The following is a 20,657-nucleotide window of genomic DNA, read 5'->3' as shown; positions in this document are numbered from 1 at the left end:
ACCCGCTTTCGACCGACGCGTTCTTTCACTCGTTCGTCACGCGTCCAGCGCCGCGAGCCGACGACTCCGCCCGCAGGCCACCGTCGCGATTCTCGCAGTTGATACCTCTCCGACCGCTCGTCCGTTCCCCATGTCAGAATCGGGCGACTGCGACGGTTTCGGTCGTCCCCATTGGGATATACTTGCCGACAGAATCATATAGACTGTCTATAAAATACTGACCGAACCGGCAACCGATCAACCGCCGCCCGTCGGTACTCACGGTGCACGCACTCCACTCATGGAAGACACGCCACTTCGACGCGACGACATGGACGCGACGACGACTCGACCGACCGCCACGCGGCGGTCCGCCTCCGCGGACGACGAGGAGCTTGTCGCAATCGTCGCCCCGTACGACGACGCACCTGACGAGTGCACCATCTTCCCCGCAGGACTCTCCGAAGACGAGTTGCTGACGACGTGGCTCTCCGCGCAGGAAGGCGCGTACGTCTCGCTCGCCGAGATGCGGTAAGTCGTCTCCGCGACTCGCCTTCGAACCGCCCCGACCCTCCACTTTTTCGAACGTCGGTCCCGCGACGCCTCAGAAATCGCCCAGCGACGACTGCTCGTGCGCGGCCATGAGGTCGGCACACGTCGACCACGACTTCCGCGCGCAGTCCGGCAGAATACCGTGTTCGCGGACGTACTCCCGCAGGAACTCGCGGGTCGTCCCGTCGCTCGGGTAGCCGCTCCCCACCTCGCCGTACTCGTCAGCGATGGCCTCGACCCGGCGGTCGCGTTCGACCTTCGCGACGATACTCGCCGCGCCGACGATGGCGTGTTCGTCGTCCGCGCGGTGTTGGGCGTGGACCTCGACCGAGACGCCCGTCTCGGCCAGTCCCTCGCGGACGCGACGGCCGAATCTGGACTCGCTCACGTCGCCCGCGTCGCAGATGAGTTCGTCGGCGTCGGCGGCGACTTCGGCGGCCGCTTCGACCTGTGCCCGGACGGTCAGCAGGTTCATGTCCGTCTCGGGGTCGTCGATTGTCTCGGGTTCGACGAACGCGACGCCGACTTCGATGTCGTCGCGCTCCCGGAGTTTCGCGGCGAGTTCCTCGCGCCGTTCGGGAGTCAGTCGCTTCGAGTCGGCGATTCCGTCCGGGAGGGCGTCGGGGTCCGCCCGGACCGCCGCGGCGACCATCGGACCCAACACGGGTCCCTTTCCGGCTTCGTCGACGCCGATGTGCATACCTCGTCGGGTGTCGCGGACGAGAATTAGAGATTGCGGTCCGCGGCGACGCCGACCCAGCCAGCGAGTGTCGGCACTCCCACCGTGAGAACTGCGACGCTCAGCACGGACGCGAGGATGCTGGTTTTCACGTGGACGCCGAACACGACGACCCCAGCGAGGAATGCGGCCGTAAGGGCGTGTGCCACCTTCGGTTCGCCAACCGCTCGGGTGAGAACCGGCGTGGCTAACGCGGCCGCAAGCGAAAACAGTCCGCCGAGAACGACGTAGTCGAGAATTTGCGAGCCGCCACCAAGGGACCAGACCCGATACGTTGTCTCCTCGTATTCGACGTAGTACTCGCCCCGTCCGAGTGTGATGGTGTCGCTGTAGAAGAACTCGGGTGCGCCCGTTCCACGAAGGACAACGGTCGTGGAGTCGGCGGACTCTCCGAGTCGTTCGTGTGCGGTCGTTACCACCTTCTTGGCGGGCGAGGAGAGCGACTCACTACCGCGAAAAACCGCACCGTCAACGCTCTCGGCCTCCTCGGGAATCGAGTCTTCGACAGTCACGCGGTGGTCGTACTCCGGGCTTCCGGGCGCGGGGACGACGACGAACCCGACAGCGACGAGGATGACCGCGAGCACGATGCGAGTCACGTTGAGGGCGGAGGGCATCTCCTCAGAAAAGTCATTCAGCAGACAAGTGCTTTCTCCTCAGTCCTTGAAGAACTCGTCGTCCTCGAACGGTTCGTCCTCGCCTTCGACCGCGATGACGTCGAGCGCGGTGACGACCGCGCCCGTGTCGAGGATGCCGGCGAGACTCGGGTTCGTTCGCCCTTCGTCGCCGGAGACGAGTTCCTTGATGTAGAGGCCGCCCTCGCCGTGGACTTCGACGGTCGCGTGGCGCGCGTCTTCGAGGTCGCCGGTGGCGTCGTAGACGTGGCGGGTGCGGGTGATGCTCGCGCGGCGGTGGTCCACGCGATGGGGCGTGTACTGCTCGATGGTCGCGCCGGTGAGTTCGTCCAGCGCGGCCTGCAGGTCCTCGTCGGTCACGTCGTCGTCGAACTCGACGGCGGCGCGGTACTCCTTGCTCGCGTCGAGTTTCTTCACGCGCTCGACCATGTCGTAGGTGGCGAGCCGAAGCCCCTCGACCTCGATTTCGCCCTCGGCCATCGCGTTGATGTCGCCTTCGAGCTGTTCGACGTCGATGGTGCGGCGGCGGGGTTCCATGATTTCGACCACGAACGGTCGACCCGTCCCGAGCATGAGGGCGTCCACGTCCTCGCGGCCCGCGCCGTGGAACTTCGCGTCGACGCCGTCCATCACATCCATCACGACGGGGGAGACGAAGCCCTCGACGCTGTCCTCGTAGAGATAGCCCGACCCGCCGCAGTAGTCACAGGGCTCTTTGCCCTTGTAGCCCGAGCCGTCGCACTCGCGGCAGGGCCACTCGGTCTGCGGGATGTCGCGCGCGAGTTTCCGGTAGCGGCCGTAGACGAACGCGGAGTTGAGTTGCGCCTCGACGGTGTCGGCTTCGATGTCGAGGAGGAACTGCACGTCCGGGCGGGTGAAGTCCACCTCGGTGCCGGTGAGCCGACCCACGCGCTTTCCGACCTCGCGGTTGAACTCGGATTTGAACAGTTCGCCGGCGTCCTCGGGGAGCCCCGCGCCCTCGCGGAGGAGCAGTTCGTTCTCCTCGACGAGCGGGGGCGCACGGGTACCGACCTGATACGTCTCGACTTCCACGTCTTCGATGGCTTCGGCGCAGCGTTCGGCCCACTCGTCGAACTCGGCACAGGCCCCCTCACAGACCCAGCAGTCCTCGGTCTCGACGGCCTCGTAGGGCTCGTCGTCGTCGAGGGCGGCGGCGACCCGGAGCGACTTGCCCCGCTCGGCGTTCGTCAGCCCGAAACTGCGCTCGGCGAAGGCCCGACCCAGACAGGCGTCGCAGACCGGCCCGCTCTCGGCGAGCGCTCGCGCGTCCTCAAGGATGCTCATGTTCGGTCTCTATCGGGGCGCGCGTAACTAGCTTACTTTGTTCGGCGCGTCGCCGCTCGGTCGTCGCAGTCGTCGCGTCGCGCCCGGAGAACGTCGCCGAAACAGCCTCTCTACCGGTCTCGTTGACTCCCGCACCGACCTCCACTTCAGCTGAGACGTTTGTCAACACGCCCCGAGTGGAGTGCTATCTCGGCTCCGAGAAATTTGATGTACGGCGGCGTGGTAGCCGCTTCAACACCTGGGTCTACGGTCGATATCTCGTGTCTATCAATACGCAAACGAATCGGACGCTCGCACTGTTCGCGACCATCGCGGTCCTCTGGGGAACGTCGTTTATCGCCATCGAGGTCGGCCTCGATGTCCTCCCGCCCGTGCTGTTCGCCGCCCTCCGGTACGACGTGGCCGGGGTGGTGCTGTTCGCCTACGGTCTGCTCGCAGCCGAGGACTGGCGGCCCCGCGGCCGCGACGAGTGGCTCGTCGTCCTCGTCGGCGGGGCGCTCCTTATCGGTGCGCACTTCTCGCTCCTGTTCTCCGGCCAGCGGTACGTGACGAGCGGCGTCTCGGCCATCGTCATCAGCCTCGCGCCCGTCCTCACGCCGCTTTTCGCGTGGCCGATGCTGCCCGAAGAGCGCCTCGACGCGTTCGGCTTCTTCGGTGTGTTTCTGGGGCTGGCCGGCACGGTAGTCATCGCCCTCGCGTCCGGCTCGGTCGGCGGCCAACTTCTCGGCGTCGTCCTGCTCCTTCTCGCGGCCGCGGCGTGGGCGTTCGGCTCGGTGCTCGTCAAGCGCCTCCCCGGGAACCCGCCCGTCGTTCCGATGCAGGCGTGGATGATGCTCCTCGGCGCGGGCATGCTCCACGTCACGAGCCCCGTCCTCGGCGAACCCGGCCTCGCGAGCGTGGCGTGGTCACCGGTCGTCGTCGCCGCGCTGCTGTTCTTGGCCGTGCTCTGCAGCGCCGTCGGCTTCATCGCCTACTTCGTCCTGCTCGACCGCATCGGCGCGGTCGAAATCAGCCTCGTCAACTACGTCACGCCGGTCGTCGCCGCCGTCACCGGCTGGGCGTTCCTCGGCGAGCGCATCGGCCCCGTCACCGTCGTCGGCTTCGCGCTCATCCTCCTCGGCTTCGCGTTCATGAAACGCGACGCGCTCGGCCCGCTGGGGCGCCGTCTCGGCGTCCGCGTCGGCATCGTCGCGCCCGAACCGGCGGCCGACCCGGACAGTCTACCGGCCGACGACTGAGTGGCGTCCCGTCGCCGACGCTGCAGGGCTACTCTCACAAGGCTGTCGCGGAGCTCTCGCAGACTTGTCGCGTCCGGCGTCACGGCGCGAATCCCGACCCGCCTTCGAGTAGAAAAAAGTTCGCTACGTCCGACGCCGGCGTCCACGTCGGCGTCAGTCGTCCTCAGTTGTTGGTCTCGTTGTCTGACGACGTGGTCGTCTCGTTCGTCGTCGTGACCGTCTCGTTGGCGGCCGTCGTCTCGGTGACCGTCTCGTTCGTCGCGGTTTCGTTCGTGGTCGTCTCGTTCGTCGTGGTCGTGGTCGTGGTCTCCTCGGCGGCGGCCTCGTGGGTCGCGAGGACTTCTTCGGCACCCGCGCGGCCGACCCAGACGACCTCGACCGTCGAGTCGCTCTCGGCGGATTCGATTTCGAGGAAGTTACCGACCGAGAGTGGGTACTCCTGTCCCTTCTCGCCGTCGGCGACCCACGTCGCGGTGCGCTCGTCGTCGACGGTGACGTAGACCTCGTCCGTTCCCTCGTCGGTGATCTTCTCGCCGCCCATGTGAACGACGCGGAGGACGCCGCTGTTGGTACGGAAGGTGAGCTCGGGGTCCGGAACCTCGGCCGGTTCGACGTCGGCCGTCGTCTCGCCCGTCGTACCGTTGCCGGTCTCGTTGCCCGTCTCGTTACCCGCAGTCGGCTGCGACCCGGAGCCACCGCCCATACAACCGGCGGTGGTGAGGAGGGCTCCCGTCGCGGCGACGCTCTTCAGGAAAGTTCGTCGTTCCATACACGGTGGTTTGCAAGCTCGTATATATGTCTTGTAGTTTACAGTTTGGGGGTGGATAACCTGTCTCACACCCAGTTTTCAGTGTCTCGAATATCAGATACTTACAGCAGTCAAACCTGTCCGAGCGCCCACAGGGCGACGACCGCAGTCGCCGCGCCGAGCGCGACGAGCAGGAGGGTGATAGCGGCCACCGCGGCCAAGAGGAACCGCCGGTCGGCCGCCGCGGCCTCGGGAGAGACGTCGTCGTATCGGGCTTCCAACAGCCGGACGTTCCGGGCGTTGGCCTTCCACGCCGCGTCGAACACGTCGCCGACGAGCGGGAGCGACCCGACGGTCGCATCGAGGACGACGTTGCCGAGCATCCGCGCGAGCGTCGCCCGCGGCACGCCGAGCATCGCGGCTTCGACGAGAATGTACGCCGAGAGGGCCGAGGCCGTCGCGTCGCCGATACCCGGTACCAGTCCCAGTATCGGGTCGAGGCCGATGCGGTAGTTCGTCCCCGGAATCTCGAACGCCTCGTCGAGGTAGAAGCTCACCGCGCGGAGTCGCGCGAGGGTCTCCTCGTCGGCGACGCCCGCCGACTCGAAGTCGACGACTGCGTCGGGTTCCAGCGGTTCGTCGCCATCGCCGTCGCCGGCGCTCGCCGCCGCGGGCGTCGTCGGAGTGTTCGAGGAATCGTTCACACGCGTCGAATCGCGCGGGCGGAACTTGAGGATAGCGTCGAGTGGAAAAAGAACGCGACGCGCCGCCCCCACGGTTCGGGCGAGCGCGTCTCAGAGCTACGAAGCCGGACGCCGTCGTGTGACCAAGCCGAAGCCGGGGTCGACGGCGGAACCCCGAGGTGGCGTCGCTTCCCGGGCTTAGAGGCCCACCTCCATCGCGCGCTCGACGACGCCCGCGCCGTAGCGCTCTTCTAACTCCTCGTGTTGGTCCGGGCGGTGTTCGTACACGTCTTGGAACAGGCTGATGGGCGTCATCGCGGCCTGATAGGTCGCTTCGTCCCACATCCGGTCCTTGGCGATGTCGATTTCGGTGCCGCCGATACGGAGCGTCGCCGACTGCGTCATGGCGATCGCGCCGCGGCCGGCCTCCTTGGCCGCCTCGAACTCCTCCATGGAGTCGACGATGTCGTCCATGCTCGGGACGTACGAGGTCAGGCCGAGCAGTTCCTCGCGGAGTTCGTCCGCGGTGAGTTCCCGCGTGTCGCCGCCGACACGGAGTTCGTAGCCGCCGTCGGTGGCTTCGAGCGAGAGGCGGTCGCCATCGTACACCTCAGCCCCGTCCTCGGACGCGAGTTCGATTTCCTCGCCGCCCGCGTCGAGGAGCCAACTGCCGGTCTTCGGCGGGAGCGGCGAGGTGTTGGCCTCGACGACCTGCCCGGGGGTGAGCGACCAGATGCCGAGCATCCCCTTCGCCTGATTCTCGGTCATGCGCTCGCGGTAGCCCTCCACGTCGCGGATGTCGTCGTAGGGGCCGTCCACGGCGATACAGCCGGCAGCGCTGGCTCCGCGGGAGGTGTTGTGTCGAAGCTCGGGCCACGCCGGGAGTTCGCCCGTCGGCGTCATGGCGCGCATGTCCTTCGTGTAGTCGACCTCGCCGTCGACGAGGAGGAACAGCCGTTCGAGGTTGTTCGTCGGCTTGCCCATCTCGTCGCGGAGGTCGCCCATGGCGAGTTCGGCCTCGCCGCTCTCGATGATGACCGACATGGCGAGGCTCCCCTCGTCGAGTCCGTGCTCGTTCTCGACGATGGTGAACCACTCGTCGGCCTTCTTCCAGTCGTCGATGCCGCCGACTTCGGGGATGACGAAGCCGTCGATGTGCTCGACCGCGCCGTTTTCCGGGTCGGTGATTTCGAGTATGTGCTGGAAGCCCTGATACCGAGTTTCGGGGCTGTCGCGGTGCCAGACCATCCGGGGGTGAATCTCGCCGGGGAACTCCGAGCCGTGTTCGGAGATGACTTCGATGATGTTCTCGGCCCCCTCGTCGCGCATCGACGGCGCGGTGGCGTCCTCGTTGTCGGGGACCCACACGTCGGGGGCCTGCATCCCGCGGAGGCCGGCCGCCCGTCGGAGCATCTTCGCGGAGTCGTCTTCGCCCTCGACGGCCGTCGGCGAGGTGAAGAACGTCCGCACGAACTGCCGGTCGTGTCTGCGCTCAGTCATCGTCGTTGCTCGTGATGGGGTCGGCCTGCTCCTCGCTGAACCCTTCGGACTCCTCGATGCGGCGGCGCGCCTCGGGGTCGAACTGCGTCTCGATGTCCTGATACCGCGAGACGAACGACAGTTCGTGGTGGCTCTCGGTCGGGTGGTCGAGGTAGCGCTGTTCGAGGTCAAACTGCCCTTCTTCGTCCTGTTCGGCGAGCTTCTTGAAGTCCTCGTAGACGGCGTGCGCGCCCGAGTGGAGGCCGAACAGCGTGATGAAGATGTACTTGTAGCCGAGGTCGCCCAGCTCCTGGAACGTCAGCGGGTCCTCCTCTTCGGACCACGCGAACGACGACGAGTAGTTGAACGCGAGCTTCAGGTCCGGGTGCGTCTCGTGAATCTCCTCGGCGTAGGCGACGGCGTCCTCGCGCGAGGGGTTCGGCATTTCGGGCCAGACGATGTCGACGCCGGCGTCGGCGTAGATGCGGCCGCGCTCGACGTGTTCGTCCCAGTCGCCGTTCGAGGAGCCGTAGGCGTCGGTGCGGGCGATGACGACCGTGTCCTCCGACTGCTTGGCGTCGACGGCGGCCTCGAAGCGAGCCTTGGCCTTCTCACGGGAGACGATTTGCTTGCCCGCGATGTGGCCGCAGCGCTTCGGGGTCGTCTGGTCTTCGATGTGGACGGCGGCGACGCCGGCCTTCTCGTACTCGCGGACGGCGCGGCGGACGTTGTGGATGCCGCCGTAGCCCGTGTCGCAGTCGGCGATGACCGGCAGGTTCGTCGCCTCGACCATGCGCTTTGCGTTCTCGACCATCTCGGTCATCGTGACCATCTCCAGGTCGGGGAAGCCGAACTGCCCGAGGACCGTCGAGTAGCCGGACATGTAGGCGGCGTCGTGGCCCGTCATCTCGGCGAGGCGGGCGTCGAGCGCGTGGTACATGCCGGGGGCGAACACGAAGTCCTGCGTGTTCAGCATCTCCCGCAGTTCGCGGGCCTTCTGGTTGTCAACATCCTGTGCGAAGACGTCGCTGTCGAGTTCGGTCGGGTTCATTGGGTGTCGGTGGGCTGCATCGTTCGCTCGATACGATTCAGTTGGGCGCGGAGCGCGGCGAGTTCGCGCCGAATCGTCGTCATCTCGTCGTCCTCACCCGGCTGTTGGATGAAGGGGACGAGCGGCGCGTCCATGTTCTCCTCGTTGTTGGGGTATCGCCGCGCGACGCGAGGACGAGTCGTCGTCGAGCGAGTGGTAGTCGGCGTGCGGGTCGTCGTGTCGGTTCGGGTCGTGTTGTCGCGGTTTGTCATCGGTTACGTCGGTGGGGTCGGCGGTCGGTAGCGGTCGGTTCGAGTCGCGGTCGTCGAGCGGTCGGATGCGTGGTGTGCTGCGGATACTACCATCGGATGTCTCCTCACCCGGTTCGACTGCCGAGTCGTACAAATAGTTAATGATTGATAATGATAATATTAGTTAATGACTTAGTTCTGTACAGATGGATATTAGGCCCTAATTTGATATGTCATAGCATACCACAACATCTCCCGGGTCGGATGCGACCCGCTCGACTCCGCCCGGCGACCGGGCGTGCCACGCCGTGACGGGGCGTTCCGCGGACACTACGCTTAATCGCGTCCACGCCCGACGACGCACCAGCGAATGGCATCTGCGATTGAGATACGCGACTTGACGAAGTCCTACGGCGACGTCCGCGCCCTCGACGGCGTCGACCTCGACGTTCCCGAGGGGTCGTTCTTCGGGCTGTTGGGGCCGAACGGGGCGGGGAAGACGACGTTCATCAACATCCTCGTCGGCCTCGTCCGCAAGACCGGCGGCGAGGCGAGCGTCTTCGGCTACGACGTGGAAGACGACTACCGCGAGGCCCGCGACCGAATCGGCCTCGCGCCCCAGGAGTTCAACGTGGACCGCTTTTTCCCGATTCGGGAAGTGCTCGAACACAAGGCGGGCTACCACGGGATTCCGCACGACGAGGCCCGCGAGCGCGCCGACGAGGTGCTCAAGCGCGTCGGTATCTACGACAAGCGTGACACCCGCTTCGACTGGCTCTCCGGCGGGATGAAGCGCCGGTTCATGCTCGCGCGGGCGCTCATCACCGACCCCGACCTGCTCATCCTCGACGAGCCGACCGCCGGGGTCGACGTGCAACTGCGCCACGAACTCTGGGAGACCATCGTCGACCTCAACGACAGCGGGACGACCATCCTGCTCACGACTCACTACATCGAGGAGGCAGAACGCCTCTGCGACGAGGTCGCCATCCTCGACTCCGGGTCCGTCATCGAGGTCGCCAGCCCCGAGGAACTGATGGACCGCGGCACCGACGACATCGTCGTCCAACTCCGCGACCCGCCGACGGCGGTGCCCGACTTCGCGGCCGACGACGACCGCGTCGAGGCCGTCGAACTCGACGGTACTCGCCTCGTCGTGACGGCCCAGCAGGGCGGTCTCGTCGCCCCCGACGTGGTGCAGGCGCTCGACCGACAGGGCCACGAAATCGTCGACCTCGAAATCTCTCGCACGTCACTCGAAGAGGTGTTCGTCGAGATGACGAGACAGGGCGAGGGCCGCGCCACCGCGGAGGTCGAACAATGAGTCTCACGAGTCTCGACGTGACCGGCTTTTACGCCCTGCTTCGCCGCGAAGTCCTCCGGTTCGTCCGCCGCCCGCGCAACACGTTCGTCCCGCCGTTTATCACGAACGTGCTGTACTTCTCCGTGTTCGGCGTCATCCTCGGCGAGCGCATCAACGAAATCGCGGGCGTCCCGTACATCCTGTTTATCCTCCCCGGTCTCATCGTCCTCGGGGCTGTCTCCAACGCCTTCGAGAACGCGTCCTTCTCTATCTTCCACGGCCGCTGGAACCGCTACATCGAGGAGGCGCTCACCTCGCCGCTGTCGTACACCTCGATGGTCGGCGCGTACGTCCTCTCCAGCGCGACCCGCGGGGTGCTCGTCGGCGCGCTCGTCGCCCTCATCGGGATGGTGTTTACCACCGTCGGCGTCGCCCAACCGTTCTACCTCGTCGCGTTCATGCTCATCATCACCCTGCTGTTCGCGGGCCTCGGCGTGGTCGGCGGCCTCTGGGCCGACGACTTCGACGACCTGACGATGATGAACCAGTTCATCCTGCGCCCGCTGGTGTTCTTCGGCGGCGTCTTCTACTCGCTCAACGAGATTCCGGCGACCTTCCAGCAGGCGTCGCTCCTCAACCCGATGATATACATGGTCAACGGCGTCCGCTACGGCTTCCTCGGCGTCACCGAGGTGGACCCGAACCTCTCTCTCGGCGTGCTGACGGCGCTCACACTCGGGGTCGTCGGTCTCAACGTCGTTCTCTTCCGGCGGGGCTACGGACTGACCGACTGAGACCAGTCGGCCGTCATCGACCGTCTCTGGTGACGACCCGCCGTAGTCGGCGCATTTCGCCCCCGTCGCCTCGCGTTCTTGTCTGAACAACTGTCTTTTACGATGACAAGTATTTTCACAGCCGCTCTAGAAGTCACGTCCGCAGTATGGTATCAAAACCCTCCTCCGCGGCGTCGGCGCGGACCGTCTCGGTCCTCGCCCTCGTCGCGGCCGTCCTGGTTGGAGCATTCCTCGCCCCCGTCGTCTACGACGCGGCCGCGCCTACCCCAGACAGGGTCGCGGTCATCTCGGTCGACGGGTACATCTCCTCCTACACAGCTGACCAGCTGGAAGAGGACCTCCACGAAGCGCGAGAGAACGAATCGATAAAGGCCGTCGTCCTGCAGGTCGACAGCCCCGGCGGCTCTGCCGCCGCCTCCGAGCGGATGTACTTGGCGGTCAATCGGACCGCCCAAGAGATGCCCGTCGTTTCGAGCGTCCAAGGAACGGGCGCATCGGGTGCGTACTACACGATGCTCCCCTCCGAGAGCATCTACGTGACGCCCTCGTCCGTCATCGGGAGCGTTGGCGTCCGCGGCTCGGCACCCATCGGCGGCTCGTCCAACGAGATTCGCACCGGCCCCGACAAGGCGTCGATGACCGTTGACCAGCGCGAAGCGCAGATTGAGACGCTGAAGCACGCCTTCGTCGGCAGCGTCATGGACCACCGCGGCGACGACCTCTCGCTGTCGCGCGAGGAGGTCGCCTACGCGAAGGTCTACACCGGCGCTCGCGCCACGCAGAACGGCTACGCCGACGACATCGGCACGCTGCAGACGGCCATCGACCGTGCCGCCGCCGAGGCCGGCCTCGAAAACTACGAGGTCGTCGAGAAGGAGCCACAGGCCCAGTCGGGCATCATCCTCCTCAGCTCGGACAGCGGCGACTCGACGGTCGTCATCGAAGAGAGTCCCGTCGGATACGACGGCGTTCGCGCGCCGCAGTTCCTGATGGTGTACGGGCAAGTGCAGTACGAAGATGAGGTGATCGGTAATGTCTCAGCGTAACTTACTCGGCGGGACGGTCGTCTTCGCGGTCGCGCTCGGCCTCATCTTGGTCGGAGCCGCGGTGGCACCCTACGCCTTCCAACTCGGCGGTAGCGCCCCGGCAGACACGGAGAACGCCGCGAAACAGGCGTTCGACGCGGACGAACTCGTCGCTACGCCCGGTCCCGAATCGGGCGACGTGACGATGGATTCGAACGCGGAGCCGAAGACCGTCCTCATCGACGTGGGCCACGAGAACGACGTGAGCGAATCCGACATGCAACCGCTCGTCGACGCGCTCGTCGCCAACGGCCATCAGGTGAAGTACCTCACCCGCGAGGACGCCCAGCGGGACTTCAACGGCTCGCTCCGGCAGGCCGACGCCTTCGTCGTCGTCAACCCCGAACAGCCGTACACCGGCGACCAGCTCGCCGGCCTGCGCTCGTTCGAGGACGCCGGCGGCCGCGTCGCCCTCCTCGGGGACCCGCAGTCCGCGGGCACGACGAGCGTCCTCGGTCTCATCACCGTCTCGGTGTCGACTGGCGCTGTCGGCGGCGACGCCGGGTTGACCTCTGACTACGGGGTTTCGTTCGGTTCCTCGTCGCTGTACAACATGCACGATTACTACCTCAACTACGAGAACGTCTACGCCACGCCCGAGGGCGAAACCGCCCTGACCGAGGGCGTCGACGAGGTCGTGTTCCGCGACGCCGCGCCGCTTTCGGTCTCGGCCGATAGCGTCTCGCCGGCGCTCGTCTCCGGCGGCGAGACCCGCGTCGAGTCGATTCGAAAGACCGGTCCGTACACGGTCGCCGCGCAGAGCGAGACGGTCGTCGCCATCGGTGACGCCGACTTCCTCGCGCCCGAATCGGCCTACGAGGCCGACAACGAGGTGCTCGTCGGCAACCTCGCCGACTTCCTCGTCTCCGGCGACAAGGAGTCCGGCGCGCCCGCCCCGGCCACGCCCGAATCCGGTGGCGAGCCCGGGTCAGCACCCGGACAGGGAACCGCCCCGACTCCGGCGTAACCAACCCGAACGGGCACGTATCGACGCGACCGGGCTCTCCGTCTCAGCCATCACGGGCGGCCGGTCGCTCGACGCCGACACCCAGCCATCACTCACGCGACCGAAGCCGGACTCCCGGCTTCGCTGCCCCAACTCGTTTCTTTCGTCGTTCTTCGTCTAGCGTCGGATGCGGCTGGCGACTTCCTCAGGCGTCTTCGCCGCCGTCGGCGGTGACCCCGTCGGCGATGCGGTCCGCGTCGGCCTCGTCGGCCGCGCGGCTTCGCTCGACCAGTCGCGCGAGGATGTCCGCGGAGACACCCGATACGTCACCGGCTTGGACGCCCCAGAGCGTCGCGTAGAGACCGCCGAGTTCGACGAGTTCGTCGTGGGTGCCCGATTCGACGACTTCGCCCTCGTCGAGGACGACGATGGCGTCGGCGCGGCGGACTGTCGAGAGCCGGTGGGCGATGACGAGCGTGGTTCGCCCTTCTGAGAGGCGGTCGAGCGCGCGCTGGATGAGCAGTTCCGTCTCGGTGTCGACGGCACTCGTCGCCTCGTCGAGGACGAGAATCCGCGGGTCTTGGAGCATCGCGCGGGCGATGGAGAGCCGCTGGCGCTGGCCGCCCGAGAGCTTCACGCCGCGCTCGCCGATGCGGGTGTCGTAGCCGTCGGGGAGCCGCGAGACGAACTCGTGGGCCTCGGCGGCGCTCGCGGCCGCGACCATCTCCGCCTCGGTCGCGTCGAACGCCCCGTACAGGAGGTTCTCCCTGACCGTCCCGTCGAAGAGGTACACGTCCTGACTCACGTAGCCGATGGCCTCGCGGAGACTCCTGATTTCGACCCCGCGCACGTCGTGGCCGTCCACGCGGACCGCCCCGTCCGTGGGTTCGTAGAGCCTGAGGAGGAGCTTCGCGGCGGTGGATTTTCCCGCGCCCGTTGGGCCGACGAGCGCGACGGTTTCGCCCGGTTCGGCCGTGAACGAGACGTCGCGGAGCACCTCGCGGCCGGTCGCATAGGCGAACGAGACTCTGTCGAATTCGATGCGGCCGTCGATTGCGTCGAGGGACTCGGCGTCGGGCGCGTCGCGGACGACGGCCTCGCGGTCGGCCAGCCCGAAGATGCGCTCGCCCGAGGCGCGGGCGTTCTCGTAGGAGTTGACGATGCGGCCCGCACCCGACAGCGGGTCGATGAACCGCTGGGTCATGAACAGGAACGTGACGAACTCGCCGACGAGCAGGTCGCCCGTGAAGGGCGCTGGCGGGCCGAAGATGAGCCAGACGCCGCCGATAGCGAACGTGGCCGCGAACGCGACGCCCGCGAGGAGTTCCATCGACGGCTGGTAGAGGTAGTCGAGTCTGACGACCGCGAGGGCGCGCCGGTAGTAGTCCATGGAGGCGTCGGCGACGCGGTCCGTCTCGTAGTCCTCGGTCGCGGAGGCCTTGATGACCTCCATCCCCGAGACGTTGTTCTCGATGCGGGTGTTGAGCGCGCCGACGCTCTCGCGGAGGGCGCGGTACAGCGGCCGAATCGTCCGCATGAACCAAATGGTGAAGACGGCCAGAAGCGGGACGGCCACGAGCGTGACGACCGCGAGTTGGGCGTTCAGGTAGAACAGCACGCCCGCGATGCCGACGACGGCGACGACCAACTGGAGGCCGCCCGAGAGCGTGCTGTCGAGGAACGTCCGGAGGTTGCGCACGTCGCCGTCGAGAATCGACAGCACCTGTCCGGTCTGTTTGTCGTCGAAGAAGGCCATATCGAGGCGCTGAAGCGCGTCGTAGGTGTCCACGCGGACGGCGTGTTGGACGCGATTCGAGTAGACCGCGAGGCCGAGGCCCTGCACCCACGAGAGCGCGACGCCGCCGACGAACGCCCCGATGACGAGCCAGAAGCTCAACCAGAACTGCCCGGAGACGGTCGTCGGCAACCACGACGACGGGACCAACGGGAGGGCGTACGCCGTGTTCCGGAAGAACACCGCGTCGATGGCGACTCCGAGGACGAGCGCCGGCACGACCGCGATGAGTCGCCCGAGGACGCTCGCCAGTAGCCCGACGACGAACCACGCGAGATTCTCGCGACCGTATTCGGCGAACAGGCGGACTATCGGGTCGCGCCCGGCTTCGAGGCTCACTTACCCGAGGTAAGCGTCCGGCGGATATGACGTGCGCGGTCGGGGAGATTCGCGTCGTCGCTACGGGTGGCCCGCGGTGTCGCCGTCGCCCCCTGTCGCCCGCGAGTGGACACCGATAAGACCCTCACGCGCCGAGTCGGACGTATGCGCCAATTCATCGTCATCGGCCACGACGCGCCGACGACGCCCGACTTCTCGCTCGACGACATCGCGGGCGGGGCCGGCCGCCTCGACGTGCTCTGTCGCTGTGTCAACTCCGCGTTCTTTCTCTCGCACGACATCCGCGAGGACGTTCGGGTTCACCTCGTCCTCGGTGACGAGTACACCGTCCGCTTCGAGGGGTCGGAACTCCGCCGACTCAATCCCGACGAACGCTCCACCGCCGCGCTGATTCGCAAGGCGCTGGAGAAGCGCGAGGAGGCAATCGGCCACATGCCCGCCGAGTCGTCGCCGGGAGTTTCTATCCGCCGGATGGGCTTCGAGACGACGCTGGAGGAGGCCGCCCGCGACGCGACCGTGGTCGAACTCCACGAGGACGGCGACCCCGTGGTTCAGGTCGAACCGCCCGAAAACCCGCTTTTCGTCCTCTCGGACCACCACGACTTCACCGACGAAGAGGCCGAGTTGCTGGCGGCCGCCGCCGACGAGCGGGTCCGCCTCGGTCCCGAGATTCTCCACGCCGACCACTCGATTACGGTCGCGCACAACTACCTCGACACCGCGGGCTATTCGCGGTACTGAGTCGGGGTCGGCGGTGTGTCACGCGGTCTGACGGTGGCCCACAATCACAACTGTTAAACGCGACGGTGGCTTGCCTCAAAATGCGGGCCGGTGGGGTAGCTTGGTATCCTTCGGCCTTCGGGTGGCCGTAACCTCAGTTCGAATCTGAGCCGGCCCATTTCTACCCCTTTCAACGCCAACGAGCACCGCGTAGCGTGTGCGAGTCCCCCCGAAACGGTTGTCTGGGCGACCGAAGATTCGAATCAGGGAACGAACGAAGTGAGTGACCGTGGTTCGCGTGAGCACAGCGAGCGTGAAGAGGCGAGACGAGGTCTCGATAGATTCGAATCTGAGCCGTACTCGCGAACGAAGTGAGCGGGTGCTTGTGACGAGCGAAGCGAGTCACAGTGGGCCATTTCTACCCCTTTCAACGCCAACGAGCACCGCGTAGCGTGTGCGAGTCTCCCCGAAACGGTTGTTTGGGCGACTGAAGATTCGAACGCCCGAGCGACAGCGAGGGAAGTTCGAATCTGAGCCACTACTTCGCCCGTCCTCTCTTATTCGGTGACACAGGCGGTTCTGTTAGGTGAATCACATTCTCGCTCGCAATTCACCCACCAATACGTCGAACGCGTCACACCCCGTGCCGACAAACCGAAAGGTTTCAATAGTTTAGGCCAGCCTAAAACAAACGAGGGCGAGCGGTATCGACGGCTCGGCCGCCGCCTCGTCGCCGACAGACCCAAGGTGAGCGCGGAATCGGCCACACGGCCGTAGGCAGTCCAATCGCACCAAGCGGCGACGCGAGGCCGGCCCCCGACGTTTCCTGTCGGAGCCGACACTCGGCCGAACCGACGAGGCGCTGTTCGCGCTCGTGACGGCCCCGCTGTCGTCCGAGAACCGAAGCAATTATCTATTTTAGGCGGGCCTAAAAAACTATGGAACACGACGAGACGCCACGGAAGGGACTGACGCGGCGCGACTACGTGAAGTACGGCGGCGCGGCCGTCGGCGGCGGCCTGCTCGCCGGTTGTACCGGAGGGGGCGATTCGGAGTCTACGGACGCCGAGACCGAATCGACGACGCAGACCGCGACCGAGACAGCCACGGACACGGAGACCGAGACGCCAGCGGACAGTTCGTACTCGGTGACGATGTCGCCGGTCGGCACCGTCGAGTTCGACGAGCCGCCGCAGAGCATCTTCACGCGGTTGACTCACCACGCGGGGATGGCGTTCGCGCTCGGCCGCGGTGACGACGTGAATGCGGTCAACGGCCCGGCGTACTACGACACGACGTGGAAGCAGTTCACGGCGCGACTCCCGGGTGTCGAGGTCGACTGGGCGGACCTGTATCCCTCGTGGGAGACCAGCAAGGAGAAGCTCTACGAACTCGACAGCGACGTGCATCTGGCCGACCCCGCGTGGGTCGTCCAGCTCGAACAGTGGGACATGGACGACATCGAGGAGGTCGACGACAACATCTCGCCGTGGTTCGGGAACTCGCTGAGCGGCCGTCACGCGTCGCCGACCGACGAGTGGACCGGCGACTACGAGTATTACACGCTGTGGGAGCAGTTCGAGAAGGTTGCGCAGGTACTCAAAGAAGAGGAGCGCTACGAAGCGCTCGCGGCCGTTCACGACGACCTGCTCGCCACCATCGAGGCGGGTCTGCCGCCGGAAGACGAGCGCCCGAGCGTGGTGCTTCTCACGGCGGCCGACATCGAAAAGCAGATCTGGGCGTACACGGTCGGTAACCCCGGCTTTATGACCTCCCACATCCGGCCGCTCGCACCCCGCGACGCGTTCGAAGGCTCTATCGAGTCCGGCTCGAACGTCGACTTCGAGGCGCTGTTGGAGGCCGACCCCGACGTTATTCTCTTCCTGAGCGGGATGCAGCCGAACGTCAGCATGAACGACCTCCGAGCGACGCTCGAAGACGACCCCGTCGCCGCGGAGATTTCGGCGGTCCAGAACGGCCGCGTCTACCCGCAGGGCGCGCGCTATCAGGGTCCGATTCTCAACCTGTTCCAACTGGAGATGAGCGCCAAGCAGTTCCATCCCGAGGAGTTCGGCGCGTGGCCGACCTCGGACGGCGGTCCGTACCCCGAAATCCCGGAGGAAGAACAGCTGTTCGACCGGCAGCACGTCGCCGACATCATCAACGGCGAGTTCTGAGCGGTCGCCCACGCCGCACCGACGGTCCCGCCAACTGGCCCCGCATTCTCCGTCGCCGAACGACACAAGAGATTTGTTCCGTCCTCGACTCCACCACATAGACAGATGACGGACCGACCCGCGTTCGACCGACGGGCGTTCCTCGCCGCGCTCGGGAGCGCCGGTCTCGGGTCGCTCGCCGGGTGTTCGGCCCTCGGCGGCGACTCGAGCGAGACCACGAGCACCGCCGCCCCGACAGCCAGCGTCGACGCCGACGTCGCCCGCGACCTCGCCGCCCGGTTCGCGCCGACGCTCTACTTCGACGCCGACGAGACGTGGTTCCCGACGGACCCGCGGTCGTATGCGAGCGACCGGGACGGCGAGACGGTCGTCGACGGCTTCGACGCCTTCGACGGCTACCACGCGACACAGCGGGAGACCGGCGAGCGAGCGCCGGAGCCGACGGTGTTCTACAACGTGGTCCGATACGAGGACTCGTCGCTGACGGCGGTGCAGTACTGGTTCTACTCGGTGTTCGACCAGTTCACGACGAACTTCCATTGGCACGACTGGGAGGTCCTGCACGTCTTCGTCGACACGGCGGACGACGAGCCGGTCCCCCAACTGTACGTCGCGAGTTCGCACTCGCGGTCGGTGCCGAACAACGAGTTTCTCGACCCCGACCCCGACCGCCCGCCGCGGGTGCTGTCGGAACTCGGGTCGCACTCCAGCGCGCTCTCGCTCAACGACCGCGCCGACCGGTTCCAGCGGCTCCCGACGGGCGGGACGTTCGCGGACATCACGAACCGAGCGTTCGACCGCATCGAGGACGCCGCGGAGATACCCATCGCCTACGGCCTCCCGAGAGACGAGGGCGCGCGGCTGCCCTACGTCGTCCCGGAACTCGACGGCGCGCCGGTGTACGAAGACGAGCGACTCCCGTCGGTCACGCGCGAATCCCTCGTCAGCGAGGCGCTCACGATTCGGTCGTTCGACGCGCTATCGTCGCCGCCGACGGACCTCCCAGAACGGTCGACGGGACTGGTGTTCGGACCCGAGACGGCGGACGACGACGGCGACGCCGACGCGGACGCCGACATCGAGTACGCGCTCGTCCCCGCGGGCGAGGTCGAACACATTACTGAGTTCACCGGGCCGCAACTGAGCTTCGAGTTCGCGGTCCCCGGCTTCGTCGAGGACGCGATTGCGAGCCACCTCACGACGACGAGCACGCCGTGGAGTCAGTCGCGCTACGTCGACCCCGCGGCCGATATCACCGACCCGACCCATCGGAGCGCCCTCGCCGAGCGGTACGACGTCGTCGACGAGCCCTCGGCGCTCAACACGCTTTTCGTCCGGGTGACGGAGGCCGTCACCGACGCGGACGCGCCGGACGGCGAGGGCGTGACGACCCGTGAGTCGGGCGTCGAGTCCGTCCTCCTCTTGGAGAGTGACCCCGAGGCCGCGCCGACGTTCGGCGGCCTCGGCGTCCTGCAGAACGTGCCCGCGGGCGAGCATCGACTCACGGTCAACGGCGCGGGCTCGGCACCACACAGCGAGACGGTTCAGGTGGGCGACGCAGAGTCCGGTTCGTCGTCCACGACGGAGACCGAATCGTCATCCGACGGCGACGACGACGGCGGTACCCTCACCACGGCCGGGGTGGACGGCGAAATCCCGCTCGTCGCCCGGGAGTCCGCGACGAAAGTGGAAGTTGACGCCGATGGGACCGACCGCGACCTGACGGCGCTCGCGCTCGAAGACGATTTCGGCGGCCGACTGTACGACGCGCCGCTGTCCGGGCCGGACGCCGTCTACGTCCACCGCGGCGGCGCGTACACCGTCGAAGTCCGCGACAGTGACGACGAACTCGGCGCGTTCCGCGTGAACCCCGACCCGAACGCGGCGGCGGACGCAGACGCGGACTCGGACTCGGTCTCAGACGGCGACACCACGCCCGCGTCGATTCCGAGCGTCCGCATCGACGAACCCCGAACCGGGAAGGCGTCGCTCGCGACGTTCCTCGCAGATATCTCCGCGGAGACGGCCGCGGCGGTCGCGGCGGTCGATGATGGCTCGGACGATTCGGACGATTCGGACAACTCGGCGGACACGGGCACCCCGGACGACTCGACCCAAACGGCCACGGGCGGCGGGCAGGCGAACGCGGTTCGCGGGCTGGCGCAGGCGCTCGAATCGGTCGCCGAGGCCGCGAACCGGGCCGCGGAACGCGCCGAGGCCGGCGAGCGCGGCCGGGCGGACGAGAGCCTCGACACCGTCGCGTCGCGGCTCGAACGCGTGGCTGAGCGGTTAGCCGAGGCGCGCGGGGAGCTTCCGGGGTCGCTCTCGCGGGCGACCGACCGGCGACTCGAACAGGCGCGCCGTCGCTCCGAGCAGGCCCGTGCGGCCGACACGCTCTGAGTTAGTAGTTCGCGCGGCCGACGCGCTCTGGGTGGTGAGTGGAGAGTTCGCGTAGTCGACCGGCCGCGAACGCGTCGCTCGCCGGTCGAATATACGCAAAATGTGAGTTATCGTTCTGCCGCGAAACGCGGCGTACTAAATTAGTTTAAAGGCGCGTGAGGTTCGTCGCGCGGGGGCCCTTGGGGGCCTGCTCGATGTCGAACTCAACATCCGTGCCTTCTTCGAGGTCCGGGCCGCCGATGTCTTCCATGTGGAAGAACACGTCGTCGTCAGCATCGTCCGTCGAAATGAAACCGTAGCCGCCAGTGTCGTTGAAGAAATCAACGTTTCCTTTCGCCATTGCTTTTGAACACACACGCCCTTTACGGATAAGACTTGTGAGGGTCGTGTTGTCACGGGGTTATTTTATTGAATACTTTTCTGAATCATCGAACTTTGTAGACGAATGTTCTGATACGT

The 20,657-nt window shown here is 66.5% G+C and carries 19 protein-coding genes and 1 tRNA gene; 10 read left to right on the top strand and 10 right to left on the bottom strand.

Annotation, left to right across the window (positions count from 1 at the left end; translation table 11 throughout):
• The first annotated feature begins 280 nt into the window (after nt 1-280).
• Nucleotides 281-514, top strand: coding sequence for a hypothetical protein (locus C5B90_RS12990; RefSeq protein ID WP_115882040.1), 234 nt, complete (start codon nt 281-283; stop codon nt 512-514).
• Between the two features lie 69 nt (nt 515-583).
• Here C5B90_RS12990 and rnhB read toward each other — a convergent pair whose 3' ends face one another.
• The 3 genes from rnhB to C5B90_RS12975 are packed head-to-tail and all read right to left on the bottom strand — an operon-like array spanning nt 584 to nt 3,210.
• Entirely contained in the window at nt 584-1,231 is a 648-nt protein-coding gene (gene rnhB / locus C5B90_RS12985) for a ribonuclease HII (RefSeq protein WP_115882038.1), read from the bottom strand.
• Nucleotides 1,232-1,257: 26 nt separating this feature from the next.
• Nucleotides 1,258-1,887, bottom strand: coding sequence for a hypothetical protein (locus C5B90_RS12980; protein WP_115882036.1), 630 nt, complete (start codon nt 1,885-1,887; stop codon nt 1,258-1,260).
• A gap of 39 nt (nt 1,888-1,926) precedes the next feature.
• Nucleotides 1,927-3,210, bottom strand: a complete 1,284-nt coding sequence (locus C5B90_RS12975) for a tRNA pseudouridine(54/55) synthase Pus10 (protein WP_115882034.1) — start codon at nt 3,208-3,210, stop codon at nt 1,927-1,929.
• Nucleotides 3,211-3,470: 260 nt separating this feature from the next.
• On the opposite strand from C5B90_RS12975, the gene C5B90_RS12970 reads away from it, so the two are divergent.
• Nucleotides 3,471-4,448: a DMT family transporter gene (locus C5B90_RS12970; RefSeq protein ID WP_115882032.1), complete on the top strand. Its 978-nt coding sequence runs from the start codon at nt 3,471-3,473 to the stop codon at nt 4,446-4,448.
• Between the two features lie 163 nt (nt 4,449-4,611).
• Here C5B90_RS12970 and C5B90_RS12965 read toward each other — a convergent pair whose 3' ends face one another.
• The 5 genes from C5B90_RS12965 to C5B90_RS12945 form a co-directional block, all read right to left on the bottom strand.
• Nucleotides 4,612-5,217, bottom strand: a complete 606-nt coding sequence (locus tag C5B90_RS12965; RefSeq protein WP_115882030.1) for a twin-arginine translocation signal domain-containing protein — start codon at nt 5,215-5,217, stop codon at nt 4,612-4,614.
• 110 nt (nt 5,218-5,327) lie between these two features.
• Nucleotides 5,328-5,900 carry a DUF4112 domain-containing protein gene (locus C5B90_RS12960; protein WP_115882538.1) on the bottom strand — a complete coding sequence of 191 codons (573 nt, stop codon included), beginning with the start codon at nt 5,898-5,900 and terminating at the stop codon, nt 5,328-5,330.
• 177 nt (nt 5,901-6,077) lie between these two features.
• Nucleotides 6,078-7,379 (bottom strand): malate synthase AceB, encoded by a 1,302-nt coding sequence (gene aceB / locus C5B90_RS12955; protein ID WP_115882028.1) that lies wholly within the window; start codon nt 7,377-7,379, stop codon nt 6,078-6,080.
• Entirely contained in the window at nt 7,372-8,409 is a 1,038-nt protein-coding gene (aceA, locus tag C5B90_RS12950; RefSeq protein ID WP_058566409.1) for an isocitrate lyase, read from the bottom strand. The genes aceB and aceA overlap by 8 nt, the downstream gene beginning before the upstream one ends.
• The gene (locus C5B90_RS12945; RefSeq protein ID WP_115882026.1) at nt 8,406-8,660 is read right to left on the bottom strand and encodes a hypothetical protein; all 255 of its coding nucleotides are present in this window, start codon (nt 8,658-8,660) and stop codon (nt 8,406-8,408) included. The genes aceA and C5B90_RS12945 overlap by 4 nt, the downstream gene beginning before the upstream one ends.
• Before the next feature lie 349 nt (nt 8,661-9,009).
• On the opposite strand from C5B90_RS12945, the gene C5B90_RS12940 reads away from it, so the two are divergent.
• From C5B90_RS12940 to C5B90_RS12925, 4 genes are all read left to right on the top strand, one after another.
• Nucleotides 9,010-9,963 carry an ABC transporter ATP-binding protein gene (locus tag C5B90_RS12940; RefSeq protein WP_058566411.1) on the top strand — a complete coding sequence of 318 codons (954 nt, stop codon included), beginning with the start codon at nt 9,010-9,012 and terminating at the stop codon, nt 9,961-9,963.
• Nucleotides 9,960-10,736 (top strand): ABC transporter permease, encoded by a 777-nt coding sequence (locus C5B90_RS12935; RefSeq protein ID WP_058566412.1) that lies wholly within the window; start codon nt 9,960-9,962, stop codon nt 10,734-10,736. The genes C5B90_RS12940 and C5B90_RS12935 overlap by 4 nt, the downstream gene beginning before the upstream one ends.
• 146 nt (nt 10,737-10,882) lie before the next feature.
• On the top strand, nt 10,883-11,782 hold the full coding sequence (locus tag C5B90_RS12930) for a S49 family peptidase (protein ID WP_115882024.1): 900 nt from the start codon (nt 10,883-10,885) through the stop codon (nt 11,780-11,782).
• Complete coding sequence (locus C5B90_RS12925) at nt 11,769-12,788, top strand: hypothetical protein (protein ID WP_115882022.1); 1,020 nt, start codon at nt 11,769-11,771, stop codon at nt 12,786-12,788. The genes C5B90_RS12930 and C5B90_RS12925 overlap by 14 nt, the downstream gene beginning before the upstream one ends.
• 184 nt (nt 12,789-12,972) lie before the next feature.
• Here the strand turns inward: C5B90_RS12925 and C5B90_RS12920 are convergent, their stop codons facing one another.
• Nucleotides 12,973-14,874 (bottom strand): ABC transporter ATP-binding protein, encoded by a 1,902-nt coding sequence (locus tag C5B90_RS12920; protein ID WP_115882536.1) that lies wholly within the window; start codon nt 14,872-14,874, stop codon nt 12,973-12,975.
• A 171-nt stretch (nt 14,875-15,045) separates the two neighbouring features.
• Between C5B90_RS12920 and trmY the strand changes: the two genes are divergently transcribed.
• The 4 genes from trmY to C5B90_RS12900 all read left to right on the top strand — a co-directional run bounded on the left by trmY (nt 15,046) and on the right by C5B90_RS12900 (nt 20,198).
• The gene (gene trmY / locus C5B90_RS12915; protein WP_007276073.1) at nt 15,046-15,642 is read left to right on the top strand and encodes a tRNA (pseudouridine(54)-N(1))-methyltransferase TrmY; all 597 of its coding nucleotides are present in this window, start codon (nt 15,046-15,048) and stop codon (nt 15,640-15,642) included.
• A gap of 84 nt (nt 15,643-15,726) precedes the next feature.
• Nucleotides 15,727-15,799, top strand: a tRNA-Pro gene (locus C5B90_RS12910).
• A 760-nt stretch (nt 15,800-16,559) separates the two neighbouring features.
• A complete protein-coding gene (locus C5B90_RS12905; protein WP_115882020.1) occupies nt 16,560-17,798 on the top strand; it encodes an ABC transporter substrate-binding protein in 1,239 nt (412 codons plus the stop codon).
• A gap of 105 nt (nt 17,799-17,903) precedes the next feature.
• Nucleotides 17,904-20,198, top strand: coding sequence for a hypothetical protein (locus C5B90_RS12900; RefSeq protein WP_115882018.1), 2,295 nt, complete (start codon nt 17,904-17,906; stop codon nt 20,196-20,198).
• 145 nt (nt 20,199-20,343) lie between these two features.
• On the opposite strand, the gene C5B90_RS12895 is transcribed toward C5B90_RS12900, so the two are convergent.
• The gene (locus C5B90_RS12895) at nt 20,344-20,538 is read right to left on the bottom strand and encodes a cold-shock protein (RefSeq protein WP_004041873.1); all 195 of its coding nucleotides are present in this window, start codon (nt 20,536-20,538) and stop codon (nt 20,344-20,346) included.
• Nucleotides 20,539-20,657: the final 119 nt, after the last annotated feature.

Origin of the sequence: Haloferax sp. Atlit-12N, from assembly GCF_003383095.1 — an archaeon.
In the GTDB taxonomy this organism is placed as follows: Archaea; Halobacteriota; Halobacteria; order Halobacteriales; family Haloferacaceae; genus Haloferax.
This window is presented reverse-complemented; position numbering and strand designations above follow the sequence as displayed.

Bases quoted from the DNA above. Each gene is read 5' to 3' on its own strand.
- C5B90_RS12905 (WP_115882020.1), top strand. From the start codon at position 16,560: ATGGAACACGACGAGACGCCACGGAAGGGACTGACGCGGCGCGACTAC.
- C5B90_RS12980 (WP_115882036.1), bottom strand. From the start codon at position 1,887: ATGCCCTCCGCCCTCAACGTGACTCGCATCGTGCTCGCGGTCATCCTC.
- C5B90_RS12895 (WP_004041873.1), bottom strand. From the start codon at position 20,538: ATGGCGAAAGGAAACGTTGATTTCTTCAACGACACTGGCGGCTACGGT.
- aceB (WP_115882028.1), bottom strand. From the start codon at position 7,379: ATGACTGAGCGCAGACACGACCGGCAGTTCGTGCGGACGTTCTTCACC.
- C5B90_RS12940 (WP_058566411.1), top strand. From the start codon at position 9,010: ATGGCATCTGCGATTGAGATACGCGACTTGACGAAGTCCTACGGCGAC.
- rnhB (WP_115882038.1), bottom strand. From the start codon at position 1,231: ATGCACATCGGCGTCGACGAAGCCGGAAAGGGACCCGTGTTGGGTCCG.
- C5B90_RS12975 (WP_115882034.1), bottom strand. From the start codon at position 3,210: ATGAGCATCCTTGAGGACGCGCGAGCGCTCGCCGAGAGCGGGCCGGTC.
- C5B90_RS12935 (WP_058566412.1), top strand. From the start codon at position 9,960: ATGAGTCTCACGAGTCTCGACGTGACCGGCTTTTACGCCCTGCTTCGC.
- C5B90_RS12930 (WP_115882024.1), top strand. From the start codon at position 10,883: ATGGTATCAAAACCCTCCTCCGCGGCGTCGGCGCGGACCGTCTCGGTC.
- C5B90_RS12900 (WP_115882018.1), top strand. From the start codon at position 17,904: ATGACGGACCGACCCGCGTTCGACCGACGGGCGTTCCTCGCCGCGCTC.
- C5B90_RS12990 (WP_115882040.1), top strand. From the start codon at position 281: ATGGAAGACACGCCACTTCGACGCGACGACATGGACGCGACGACGACT.
- C5B90_RS12945 (WP_115882026.1), bottom strand. From the start codon at position 8,660: ATGACAAACCGCGACAACACGACCCGAACCGACACGACGACCCGCACG.
- trmY (WP_007276073.1), top strand. From the start codon at position 15,046: ATGCGCCAATTCATCGTCATCGGCCACGACGCGCCGACGACGCCCGAC.
- C5B90_RS12925 (WP_115882022.1), top strand. From the start codon at position 11,769: ATGTCTCAGCGTAACTTACTCGGCGGGACGGTCGTCTTCGCGGTCGCG.
- aceA (WP_058566409.1), bottom strand. From the start codon at position 8,409: ATGAACCCGACCGAACTCGACAGCGACGTCTTCGCACAGGATGTTGAC.
- C5B90_RS12965 (WP_115882030.1), bottom strand. From the start codon at position 5,217: ATGGAACGACGAACTTTCCTGAAGAGCGTCGCCGCGACGGGAGCCCTC.